Source organism: Longimicrobium sp. (assembly GCF_048594345.1).
GTDB lineage: Bacteria > Gemmatimonadota > Gemmatimonadetes > Longimicrobiales > Longimicrobiaceae > Longimicrobium.
In genome coordinates this window covers 14,531-27,250 of the sequence record NZ_JBMDXM010000177.1, presented here as the reverse complement: position 1 = coordinate 27,250, position 12,720 = coordinate 14,531, and the positions used below count along the sequence as shown (strand labels likewise).

6 protein-coding genes are annotated in these 12,720 nt (G+C 70.3%); all 6 read right to left on the bottom strand.

Going from position 1 to position 12,720, the window contains the following annotated elements; all coding sequences use genetic code 11:
• Positions 1-393 precede the first annotated feature (393 nt).
• Entirely contained in the window at positions 394-1,518 is a 1,125-nt protein-coding gene (locus ACOJUJ_RS19530) for an ABC transporter ATP-binding protein (protein ID WP_420128578.1), read from the bottom strand.
• A 446-nt stretch (positions 1,519-1,964) separates the two neighbouring features.
• Positions 1,965-5,492 (bottom strand): GH36-type glycosyl hydrolase domain-containing protein, encoded by a 3,528-nt coding sequence (locus ACOJUJ_RS19525; RefSeq protein WP_420128577.1) that lies wholly within the window; start codon positions 5,490-5,492, stop codon positions 1,965-1,967.
• 49 nt (positions 5,493-5,541) lie between these two features.
• Positions 5,542-6,345 carry a prolyl oligopeptidase family serine peptidase gene (locus ACOJUJ_RS19520; RefSeq protein WP_420128576.1) on the bottom strand — a complete coding sequence of 268 codons (804 nt, stop codon included), beginning with the start codon at positions 6,343-6,345 and terminating at the stop codon, positions 5,542-5,544.
• A gap of 409 nt (positions 6,346-6,754) precedes the next feature.
• On the bottom strand, positions 6,755-9,838 hold the full coding sequence (locus ACOJUJ_RS19515; protein WP_420128575.1) for a discoidin domain-containing protein: 3,084 nt from the start codon (positions 9,836-9,838) through the stop codon (positions 6,755-6,757).
• Between the two features lie 629 nt (positions 9,839-10,467).
• Positions 10,468-11,229 carry a carbohydrate ABC transporter permease gene (locus ACOJUJ_RS19510; RefSeq protein WP_420128596.1) on the bottom strand — a complete coding sequence of 254 codons (762 nt, stop codon included), beginning with the start codon at positions 11,227-11,229 and terminating at the stop codon, positions 10,468-10,470.
• Positions 11,230-11,285: 56 nt separating this feature from the next.
• Complete coding sequence (locus ACOJUJ_RS19505; protein ID WP_420128574.1) at positions 11,286-12,257, bottom strand: carbohydrate ABC transporter permease; 972 nt, start codon at positions 12,255-12,257, stop codon at positions 11,286-11,288.
• Positions 12,258-12,720: the final 463 nt, after the last annotated feature.

Sequence of the window (12,720 nt, the reverse complement as noted above, 5' to 3'; positions counted from 1 at the left end):
TTAGGCTCGCACCTCCCCCAAAAAAACCTGGGGGAGGTTGGTGTTGCCGACGGATCGAAGCGCTTCGAACGGCATCGGTGCCGGCCCCCTCCGGGCCGGCACCACCGGCCCACCTCCCCCGAAACTGCCGGGGGAGGTTGGTGTTGCCGACGGATCGGCACTCGGCGACTTGCATCGGACTGCGTCCGACGCGGTGCCCCTCCCCCGGCCCCTCCCCGCTCGTACCTCGCGGAGAGGGGAGAACTTCGATGGCGCGAAGGAGGCTGGGCGCGCGTCACCCCTCTCCCGCGCAGTTTGCGGGAGTGGGGCCGGGGGTGAGGGGTCCGCGCGCAGCGCGACGCCGTAAGACCTTCCCTGATCGTGACCTCAGCCGCGATCACAATCCCCATCAGCTCACTCCACCGGCGCGGGCGCCGGCGCCAGCGACTGCTCGGTTTCGCGGTCGAAGAAGTGCAGGCGGCCCAGGTCGAAGCCCAGTTCCAGCGGCTCACCAGGCGCGGGGAGAGGTTGCGGCGTGACGCGCGCGGTCACGGCGTGCTCGCCCGCGCGCGCGTGAACGAAGATCTCGTTGCCCAGCGGCTCCAGTCCCTCCACCGTGAACGCGCCGGGCGCCACCTGCGCGTCCGCCGGACGGCCGCGCGCCGCATACAGCGCCTCGGGGCGGATGCCGAGGGTCACCGGCGTGCCGGCGTACGCGCGCAGGCGGTCCGTCCACACCGGGCCGACAGGCAGCCGTAACGCGCCGCCCGCGGCGACGAACTCCGCGCCCTCCATTGTCCCCTCGAAGAAGTTCATCGCCGGGCTGCCGATGAAGCCGGCGACGAAGCGGTTGGCGGGATGGTCGTACAGGTGCAGCGGCGCGCCGATCTGCTGGATCTTCCCTTCGTGCAGCACCACGATGCGGTCGCCCAGGGTCATGGCCTCCACCTGGTCGTGCGTCACGTAGACCATGGTGGCGCCCAGGCGGCGGTGCAGCGCGCTGATCTCGGCGCGCATCTGCACGCGCAGCTTGGCGTCCAGGTTGGACAGCGGCTCGTCGAACAGAAAGACGGCGGGGTCGCGGACGATGGCGCGGCCCAGGGCGACGCGCTGCCGCTGGCCGCCGCTGAGCTGGCGCGGCTTGCGGTCCAGGATGGGGTCCAGCCCCAACACGCAGGACGCCGTCTTTACCCGCTGCTCGATCTCGGATTTGGGGCGCTTGGCCAGCTTGAGCGCAAAACCCAGGTTCTGGCGCACGCTCATGTGCGGATACAGCGCGTAGCTCTGAAACACCATGGCGATGTCGCGGTCGCGCGGCGCCACGTCGTTCACGCGCCGCTCGCCGATGTGCAGGTCACCGCCGGTGATGCTCTCCAGCCCGGCGATCATCCGCAGCAGCGTGCTTTTTCCGCTACCGGACGGCCCCACCAGCACCATCAGCTCTCCGTCGGCAACGGTAAAGCTGGCGCCGTCCACGGCCACGTACGCGGCCCCGTCGCGGTACACCTTGCGGACGTTGTTCAGCTGGATGCTCGCCATGGGTCGGTTGATGGTGATACGTGATCTTCGTGTCGCAGCGCGTTTCCCACGGCGGGGGGCGCCCCCAGGGGCGCCCCCTCCGGGCCGGCACCACCGGCCCACCTCCCCCGAAACTGCCGGGGGAGGTTGGGTGTGGCCGACGAATCGCAGTGCTTCGACGGGCATCGCACTTCGTCCGACGCGGTGCCCCTCCCCCGGCCCCTCCCCGTTCGTTCCTCACGGAGAGGGGAGAACTTCGATCCTGCTTCGACCAGGTGCGTCGCACCTTCCTCCCCCGCGCAGTTTGCGGGGGAGGGCCGGGGAGGGGGGCGGCCCACCATCCCGCCCAAACCTGCCCGAAGCACACAAGTACCAGCCCTACCTCAACCTCCCCCGGCAGTTTCGGGAGAGGTGGGCGAGTGGTGCTCGCCCGGAGGGGGCGCGGCGGGTCGCGCCACACTCGCTCCTTACGCCACACCCGCCTGCACCGCGTTTGGAACGTACACGGGCGCGAACCCCCGCCCCAGCACCACGTCCACGCGATGTTCTGCGCCGTCGCGGGTGAGCGGGATGCGCAGCGCTCCGTCCGCCGGCTCCAGTTCCACGCCGTCTGACTGGCCGCGGATGCTGGCGCCGTCGTCGCGGGTGACGGCGATCTCGTAGACGGTCGCGCCGTCGGGGAGACGGTAGCGGACGGTGAAGCCGGGCCAGTCGCGCGGAATGCAGGGACGCACCACCAGCGCATCGCCGCCGCTGAGCGTGATCCCCAGCACCGACTCCAGCGCCACGCGGAACATCCACCCCGCCGACCCCGTGTACCAGGTCCAGCCACCCCGCCCCACGTGCGGCTCCACGCCGTACACGTCCGCCGCGATCACGTACGGCTCGGCCTGGTAAACGGCGACTTCCTCGGGCGTGCGGCCGTGGCTGACGGGGCTGATCATCTCCAGCAGCCGCGCCGCGCGTTCGGTGCGCCCCGCCTGCGCCAGCGCGCGCACGGCCCAGAGCGCCGCGTGCGTGTACTGGCCCCCGTTTTCGCGCACGCCGGGCAGGTATCCCTTGATGTAGCCGGGGTCGTGCGGCGTCCGGTCGAACGCGGGGGTAAGCAGGCGGATGATGCCCTCGCGCTCCGAAACCAGGTGCTGCTCCATGGCGTCAAGCGCCTGTTCCGCGCGCTCCGCCGGCGCCACGCCCGAAAGCACCGCCCACGCCTGCGCAATGGCGTCGATGCGGCACTCGTCGTTGGCGGCGGAGCCCAGTGGCGCGCCGTTGTCGTAATAGGCGCGGCGATACCATCCACCATCCCATCCATGGCCGTCGGCGTTCAGGGCCTCCGCCAGACGCGTCCGATAAGCGCGATACGTCTCCGCCCGCTCCGCATCCCCCCGTGCCTCGACGATGGGGATGAAGTCGTCGAGGATGCCGTGGAGAAAGAAGCCCAGCCACACGCTTTCACCGCGCCCCTCGCGGCCCACGCGGTTCATCCCGTCGTTCCAGTCGCCGGTGCCCATCAGCGGCAGGCCGTGCGCGCCGCGGGTGAGCGAGCGGTCGATGGAGCGGCAGCAGTGCTCGTAGACACTGGCGCGCTCGCCGGAATCTTCCGGGAAGAGAAAGGTTTCGTCCTCGCCCGGCGAGAGCTGCTCGGCGGTCACAAAGGGAGCGCTCTCATCCAGCACGCCTGCGTCACCCGTGGCGGCGACGTAGAAGGCGGTGATGTACGGAAGCCAGAGCAGGTCGTCGGCAAAGCGGGTGCGGATGCCCTTGCTGAGCGGCGGGTGCCACCAGTGCAGCACGTCGCCCTCCACGAACTGGTGGCTGGCGTGGAGGATGATCTGCTGCCGCGTGAGCTCCGGGCGCAGGTAAAGCAGCGCGGACGAATCCTGCAGCTGGTCGCGGAAGCCGAACGCGCCGCCCGACTGGTAGAACGCGGTGCGGCCCCACACGCGGCCGGCCAGGTTCTGGTACGCCAGCCAGCCGTTCACCATCAGGTCCAGCTCCGCCGACGGCGTTTGCACCTGCACGGCGCTTACGGTGTCGGTCCAGAACGCCCGCACCTCCTCCAGCGCGTCATCGACCGCATCCTCCCAGCGGTACTTCGCGATGAGCAGGTGCGCGGCCGCCTCGTCCGCCGCCTCGCCCAGGAGGAACGCGGCCTCGGCCGTTTTGCCCGGCTCGATCCAGAACGTCACCTTGAAGGCCGCGCAGGGATCCAGCCCCGCGCCCACCGTGTGGTTCAGCCACTCCTCCGACCGCAACGCCTCCGACCCCGGCGCCCCGACCGAGCCGTACGCCCCCAGGAACGCGGTGCGGTCCGCCGTCCACGAGCGGGTCTCCGCCCGCGGCGCGATCGCCGCGGCGAAGGCGACGCGATCCGAGAACTCGCCGCGCTCGTGGTTGGTCGCGAAGATGGCGTCCTCGCCGGCGTGGCTCGTCACGATCCGCGCGCCCGTCTCCTGCGGCAGCCCGCCGAGCACCAGCTGCGCATAGCTGACCGCGGAGACGCGGCGCGGGTTGTCGCCCGTGTTGGTGATCCGCAGCCGGACGATCTTTACGGGATCGTGGCGCGGCACGAACATCGTGGTGTCCTGGTCCAGCGACTGGCTGGCGTGCCGAAAGCGCGAGTAGCCAAAGCCGTGGCGCGCCTCGTACGACCCGTCGCCCGGCGCCGGGCCCGCCGTGGGGGACCAGAACTGGTCACCCACTTCGTCGCGGATGTAGAGCGCTTCGCCGTGCGGGTCGCTCACCGGGTCGTTGCTCCACGGCGTCAGCCGGTTCTCGCGGCTGTTGCCGCTCCACGTGCTCGCGGCGCCGCTTTCCGAGACCAGAAAGCCGGTGTGCTCGTTGGCGATCACGTTGGTCCACGGCACCGGTGGCCGCACGGGCCCGTGCTCGCCCGGCGGCATGCGGATCACGTACTCGCGCCCATCCGGTGAAAACCCGCCGAAGCCGTTGAAGAACCGCAGCTCCTCGCGATCCCAGCCCAGCCGCTCACCCGGCACGTTCTCCGTCTGCATCGGCCGGAACCACTCCACCGGAGTCTGCTCCTCCACGCTGGGCACCGGCAGGCGCCCGGCGTTCGCGAGCCACGATTCCGGTACGCCGAGCGCCTTTGCGTCGCCCGCGTCAGCCGGCGGCGTACGGTCGAACGCGGCGTCGGCCACGGCCAACTCGGGGTAGCGATCGGCGATCGCCTCCACGTCCTCGCGCGTGCGGCCGGCGCCCAGGAGCGCGACCAGCGTGGCGGACTCGCCGGGCCCCAGCGTGACGACGCGTCGCAGGCTGAACACGGGGTCCAGCACGTTGCCGACGATCCCGGAGAGCCGCGCACCGGGATCCATCGCGGCGGGCGAGTCGGCCGTCCGCCCGCGGCCGATGAAGCGCGCGCGATCCGTCTCGTACTCCGGCGCGCCGCCGTCCTCCGCGAGCAGGCGGTGGATCACGCAGAGCGGCTCGTCGTCGGGGCTGCGCAGGCGTCGCCAGGCGATCAGGGCCTCGCGATCCGCCATCCACCCCGTCTGCACGAACAGCTTGCTGAACGCGGGATGCGCCGCGTCGCCGGCGGGGGTGTTGAGCACCAGTTCGGCGCAGGTGGTCACCTCGATGCGCCGCGCCTGGTCGCCAAGGTTGGTCAGCGTGATGCGGCGCAGCTCGGCATCGCCCTCGGTCGCGAGGCGGACCGCCAGGCGCGTCTCGATCTGCACGTCGCGCCGCACGATCTCCGCGCGGCCGGCGGCGAGATCCGCATGGTACGCCTCCGCCTGGCGGCCCACCGGCTGGTAGCCGGCGAACCAGCGGCCGCCGGTGTCCACGTCACGCAGGTGGATGAAGAAGCTTTCCGCGTCGCGGGTGCGGTCGGCCGTCCAGCGGGTAAGGGCAAAGCGCCGATAGCTGCTGCCGCCGCCCCCCGCGGCGGAAAACAGCACGGCGTAGTCGCCGCGGCGCAGCAAGGCGGCGGTGGATGCGGGTTCGGTCGGGCGGTCGGCGGACTTCGTCATTCCAGCGGGTTGATCGGATTTCGATTGCATGCCGCGGTGGCGGCAGCGGTCATGGCTTGCGGTGTGCCCACAGCCAGCGCGCAAACGCGTCGCTGGACAGCAGTTCCACCGGCACGCGGTGCTCGCCCTGATCGTACTCCCAGAACGTCACCCGCGCGCCGGGAACGGCCGAGAGCACGGGATAGAACAGGTAGTTGGGGCGGAACGGGTTGGCGTCGTCGCTGTTGCCGTGGATGATCCACACGGGCGTGCGCGCCACCGCCGCCGCCTGCGCCGGGTCCGGCACCCCGGCGATGGGGATGGCGGCCGCGAACAGCTCCGGCCGCGCCGCCAGCGCCGCATAGGTGGTAGACGCGCCCATCGAAAAGCCGATGGCGTACACCCGCGACGAATCCACTGGCAGCTCCGCCCGCAGCCGGTCGATCAGTTCCAGCGCCGTGGGGAGCGGGCGCCCCGGCACCAGGTTCATCTGTTGATTGACCGGGTCGATCACGTAGTTGGCGCTGCGCTCCGGCATCTGCGGCGCGACGACATACGCGGGGTAGTCGCGGCGGATCTCCGGACGTCCCCAGGCCTTGGGAAAGCGGTCCAGCTGCTTCCGGTTGTCCGTCCCGATCTCCCCCGAACCGTGAAAAACGACGACCAGCGGATAGCGCCGGCCCGGCACCGGGTTCTCCGGCGGCAGCAGGCGGTAGCGGATCTCGATGCCGTCGCTGCCGCGAAAGGTGTGCGCCTGCCATCCGTCGCCCGGCATCTGCTCGATGACGCGCACCGCGCTGTCCGCCCGCGCCTGCGCATCCGCCGCCAGCGGCGCGATCACGCGGTAGCCGGGCGCGGGATCGGGCGCGTGCACGGGCGGCGCGTGCGGTGCGCAGGCGGCGGTGACGAGGGCGAGTACGGCGAGGGCAGCGCGCGGCCGGCGGGCCCTCTCCCCCGACGGACCTTTTGCTCGTTCCTCGCAACGGCCGTCGACCCCTCCCCCAACTTCGGGGGAGGGGTGGGGTGTGCCGCGAGTCCGGTGCGCTCCGGAGGCGGTCGAAGCGGGATCGACTTCTCCCCTCTCCGTGAGGAACGAACGGGGAGGGGCCGGGGGGGGGCCCACCGCCGCGCGCCGGCGTGATGCCCTTCGCCGAGCCTCAAACCCTCGGCAACCCCAACCACCCCCCGTCTTTTTTGGGGGAGGTGCGAGCCTGAGCGAGCGGAGGGGGCACGCCGCGCCATCCGAAGCTCCACCAAGCCTGAATCCACGCGTTCCCTCATCCTCAGTGCTCCAGCACCACGTCCGCCGGCGCGGCGCGGACGACGATCTCGCGCGCGTCCGCATCCACCGGAACCGGGCGGCCGTTGACCGTCGCGCGGCGGATGGGGCGGTCCAGCGGGGTGCGGAGGACGATGCCTCCGGGCGCGCGCACGTCTCCGGCGATGCGGACGCGCACGGTGCTGCCCTGCGCGCGCATCCGCAGATTCAGCGTGCCGTAGTAGGTGCGCAGGCCGGTCATCTCCAGCCCGTCGCCCTCGCGCACCCACGCCTCGGGGACGCCGGCGCCGATCACCAGCGCGTCGTCCGCCGTGCGCTCGTAGGCGAACAGGTCCAGGATGCTGCGGATGAAGTCCGACCCCACCCACGTGTGCGGCATGTCGCCGATGAAGCGCGGCGACGTCTCGTCGCGAAAGACGACCTCCGCCCAGTGGTTCCACGCGCGCGGCCGCTGGTGGCCGAAGAACAGGCCGATCGCCTCGTGCGCGCGCGACTTCCATCCCAGGCGGACGAAGGTGCCCACCGTGCGCCATTCATACGGCGTGTAGCCGTCCCACTCCGCCCCGTCCAGCCGCGCGCGGATGCTCTGCCGGTAGTAGCGCTCGAACGTGTTCTCCAGCGCCCGCTGCGGCAGCCACCCCAGCCCGCCCATCGGGTTCACCCCCACCGTGGTGGAGGTCGCGTCGAAGTCGCCCAGCTCCACCGATCCGGGGATGAAGTCGATGCCGTGCATCGCCATCGCCGCGTCGATCGAGGCGCGCAGGTCGGTGCGAAAGCCGTCGCGGATGGCGGCGAAGCGCGCGCCGTCCGCCGTGCGCCCCAGCGTCCGCGCCACGTACACCGCGTCGTCCAGCCCCTTGAGGACGAAGAAGTCGTCCCAGTACGAGTGCATGGGCTTGGCCGAGTACCCCTCGTGGCTGATGGACTGCGGCACCAGCCCAAAGTACGCGCGCCTTTCCGGCGTGCGGTACTCCGGCGTCATCCGCTCGTGGCGCAGCGTGTCGATGAACGCCACCGCGCGCTCCACGTGCGGCCACATCCGCCGCAGAAAGTCCGTGTCACCCGTCAGCCGGTGGTGCTCGGCGATCAGGTAGATGAGCTGGCCATGGCTGTCGTGCTCCGGCACGGGGTCGGCGCCGCGCAGGCTGACGCAGCAGGGAACGTAGCCGTTGCGTCGCTGGTGCGGCGCGTACCACTCCGCGAAGGTGCGCACCTCGTCGGCGTGGCCCAGGCGCAGCAGCGCGGCGCCCGTCAGCGAGCCGTCGCGGATCCACGAGCGGTCGTAGCTGCGCGAGCCGGGCTGAATGCTGGGCCCGTCGCGGTTGATGAGGATGTAGGCCAGCTGCGAGCGAATGGTGTTCGCGATCTCCTCCCCGTGCATCGCCGCGGGAAGGCGAAGGCTGAAGCGGTTCAGCTCGCGCTCCCATCCCTCCACCGAGGCCCGCAGCAGCCGCTCGGCCTCTTGCGCCGGGGCCTCGTTTCGCGCGTGCATCACCGGCTCCGATGCCGGGTGCAGCGGAATGGCGACGACCACGTCTTTCGTCTCCCCGGCGCGAAGGGCGAGCCGGTACGAGACGGCGCCGGAGGCAAAGCCGCGCGGGTCGGTCACGGCCGGCAGCGGCGGAAGCCGGCCGGTGCGCAGGTATTCCACCACGTCGCCCGCGTCGAACGGCGCCGCGCCGAACGTGTCCGCCGGCGTGATGGTGCGCAGGACCGTGGAGCCGTTCACCGCCAGCTCGCGGCCACGCAGCGCTATCTCGCGGATGCGGGCCACGCCGCCCTGCACGTTCAGAAACTGCCACGACGGGTTCACCTGGAACGGACGTGCCGCCAGGTACAGCGTCGCGTCCTCAGCAGCCGCGCCGCGGTTCTCCACGCGGTAGCGCACGTAGACGGTGGATGCCTCTCGCTGGCCCACGGGGAACGCCGTCACCGTAAGCCGCAGCGGCTGCGCGTCCCATTCCACCGACGGGATAGGGAGATAGCCTTTCTCCAGCGACTGCGCAGCCCGTACGTCCGCCCACGTCAGCAGGCGCCCGTCCGCATACAGAAACGGTTCGATCGACGGCATCCCGATCCCCGTCTCCACCATTCCGTCGGTGTTGATGGTGGATTCGCGCGTGTCGCCACTCACGCCGACGACGGTCCAGTAGCTCTGCTCGCCCGTCAGGTATCGAGGATACGCCCCACGCGGCGCCTCTTTCGCAAGGTTGGCGAAGAACGCGTTGGGCGTCTGCGACCACTCCGCCGGCTTGACATCTACCTCACGGATGCCCACACCGCCCGCCGAACCTTGCTGTACAGCCAGCCGCAGGTGCCGCATCTCCGTGTCGGGAAGGTAGATGGGGTCGCGGCCGCCGTTGCCGTTCACCACCTCGTACGCCGTCTCCCACGAGACCCCGTCCGCCGAAGTCTCCACACGATACCGCGAGGCGTACGCACGGTCCCAGTGAATCACCAGCCCGCCCATCTCCCGCTCGCGCAGAAAGTCGATCGACAGCCACGCCTGTTCGCCCGCGTTCCAGACGGTGGTGGTGTCGCCGTCGATCGCGAGCGCGGGCGGCTGCTCGCGAAAGGACGCCGAGCCTTGTACCTGCGGCGTCAGCGTGTACGGCGCGTCGGGCTCGCGCTCTCGGAAGGTCAGGTCGTCGATCCACACCGTCCCCTTCCCTCCCGTCGCCGCCGTGACGACGATCTCGATCTGCGCCACGGAATCCATCTCCCCGCCGCCTTTTGGCCCCCAGGCGAACTCCACCTGCCGCTTCCGGGTGCGGATGCGCTGCCACTCGCGCGGATACTCGAAGCGGCGGCGGTTCATCCACCACACGTTCTCGCCCGACGGGTCGATGAGCTTGAACTCCAGGTCGTTCACCGGCGCGTCGGCACGCATGCGCCAGGCGAACTCCCAATTGGCGGGAAGGTCGATGGGGACGGATTTTCGCGCGATGGCGTAGCCCGTCCCACCGCGAAAGTCGAAGTCCAGCCGCATCGCGCCCCCCGCGAACCCGCTGTCTCGCGAGATCCGCAGTTCCACCCCCTCCGACGGATGCGCCGTCCAACCATCGACCGATTCGAAGTCGTCCAGCACGCGCGTCTGGACGGCGGATGCGGTCGATGCCGCGGACTCAGCGGGTGCGGACGGCGCGGAGGCGGCGGATTCGATGGATGCCGGGGCGCACGACGCGAGCGTCAGGGTCAGGAGCGCGGCGGAGAGCGCGGAGCGCCCCCTCCGCTCGCTTAGGCTCGCACCTCCCCCCAAAAACCCTGGGGGAGGTTGGGTTGCCGACGGTACGGGGCTCGACGAAAGGTATCGAACTGGCGCCGGACGGTGTGCCCCTCCCCCGGCCCCTCCCCGTTCGTTCCTCACGGAGAGGGGAGAAACCGATCCCGCTTCGACGATTTCCGAAGCACACCGCAGGTTCGGTTCACCCCACCCCTCCCCCGAAGTTGGGGGAGGGGTCGACGGCCGTTGCGAGGAACGAGCAAAAGGCCCGTCGGGGGAGAGGGCCCGTCGTAGCGGGTGTGCCCCTCCCCGTTCGTTCCTCACGGATTGAGAAGAACCCGATCCCGCTTCGACATTGCCCGAAGCACACCGCAGGTTCGGTCCACCCCACCCCTCCCCCGAAGTTGGGGGAGGGGTCGACGGCCGTTGCGAGGAACGAGCAAAAGGCCCGTCGGGGGAGAGGGCCCCCGGCCGCTCGCGTCGAATCATCCCCATCATCCCTTTACGCTCCCCACCATCACGCCCTGGATGTAGTACCGCTGCAGGAACAGAAACACCAGCATCACCGGCATGATCGTGAGCACCGAGCCGGCCATCATCAGCTCCGTGTCCTGCACGTGCTCGCCCACCAGGTTGGCCAGCGCCACCGGCAGCGTGTAGCGCCGCTCGTCGCTCAGCACGATCAGCGGCCACATGAAGTCGTTCCAGGTGCTCAGGAACGTCCAGATCCCCATCGTCGCCAGGATGGGGACGATGGTGGGCAGCACGATGCTGGTGTAGATGCGGAACTCGCCGGCGCCGTCCATCCGCGCCGCGTCCAGCAGGTCGTCCGGAATGGACTGCGCGTACTGGCGGATGAGGAAGATGCCGAAGATGCTGGCCAGCCCCGGGATGATCACCCCCCAGTAGCTGTTGATGAGACCCAGCTGCTTCATCAGCAGAAACAGCGGCAGCATCGACACCTGCGTGGGGATCACCAGCCCGGCGGCCAGGACCCGGAACAGGCCGTCGCGGCCGCGAAAGCGCAGCTTGGCGAACGCGTAGCCCGCCATGGAGTTGATCAGGATGCTGATCGCCGTCACCGTCACCGCGATGATGGCGCTGTTCAGCAGCGAGCGCCCCAGGTCCAGCCGCGTGAACAGGGAGACGTAATGCTCGAACGTCACCTCGCGCGGCAGCAGGCGCGGCGGATAGGTGCTCGCCTGCCCCGCCGGCATCAGCGACGCGCTCACCATCCACAGCATGGGGATCACCATCAGCACCGCGCCGATGATGAGCTGCGCGTAGATGGCGAACCTGGCGGCGCGCGGGCTCACCGGGCCTCCGCGCGCCGCTGCAGCGCCAGCTGAAGGAGCGTCGCCGCCAGGATGATGACGAACAGGATGAACGCCACCGCCGCCGCATGCCCCATCCGCCACCAGCGGAAGCCCTCTTCGTACATCAGCAGCACGACGGACGTCGTCGACCGCAGTGGGCCACCCATCGTCATCACGTACGGCTCCACGAACAGCTGAAAGAAGCCGATCATCGTGATGACGGTGACGAACACCAGCGTGGGGGCCAGCCCCGGCAGCGTAACGTGCCGGAACCGCTGCCACGCGCCCGCGCCATCGATGCGCGCCGCCTCGTACAGCTCTTCCGGGATCGCCTGCAGCCCGGCGATGAAGATGAGCATGTTGTAGCCAAAGCTCTTCCACACCGTCATCAGGATGATGGCGGGCATGGCCCAGCGCGGGTCGCCCAGCCAGTCCACCGGCTCCATCCCCAGCGCGCCCAGGCCGTAGTTGAGCAGCCCGTAGCGCGTGTGGTACAGGTAGCGCCACACGATGGCCACGGCGACCAGCGTGGTGACGAACGGCGCGAAGTAGATGGTGCGGAACAGCCCTTTAAAGCGCACCATCTTCTGGTTGAGCAGCAGCGCCGCCGCCAGCGACACGCCGATGGAAAGCGGCCCGCCCACCAGCGCGAAGTAGAAGGTGTTGCGCAGCGCCTGCCAGAACAGCGGCGTGGTGAGCAGCTGCGCGTAGTTGCGCAGCCCCACCCAGCGCGCGTTGGCCACGTCGCCCACCGCGTACAGGTCAAAGTCGGTGAAGCTGAGGATCAGCGCCGCGACGACGGGGAGAAAGAAGAAGGTGAAGATGAGCAGCAGCGCCGGCGTAAGGAACCAGTACGCCGCCGGGTTGCGCTCACCCGGCGCGCGCAGTCCCCCGCGCCCCGGTGCCGCCGCCAGCCCCGCGTCCGCCCGCACGCTGATCTCCGCCGTGCCCGTGGTGGTGTCGGTCATCGGCGGGCCTCCACGGAGAAGGCTGAAAGCAGGGCTTGGCGCGCTCCGGTGGGGGCCCTCTCCCCCGCCGGACCTTTTGCTCGTTCCTCGCAACGGCCGGCGACCCCTCCCCCAACTTCGGGGGAGGGGTGGTGTGTGCCGACGGTGCGGTGCGCTCCGGAAACAATCGCAGCGGGATCGACTTCTCCCCTCTCCGTGAGGAACGAACGGGGAGGGGTCGGGGGAGGGGCACACTGTCGGACACCAGTTCGATGCATGCCGAAGCTGCACCCGCTTCGACGGGCCCTCTCCCCCGCCGGGCCTTTTGCTCGTTCCTCGCAACGGCCGGCGACCCCTCCCCCAACTTCGGGGGAGGGGTGGCGTGTGCCGGAAGTGCCGTGCGCTCCGGAGGCGGTCGAAGCGGGATCGACTTCTCCCCTCTCCGTGAGGAACGAACGGGGAGGGGCCGGGGGAGGGGCACACC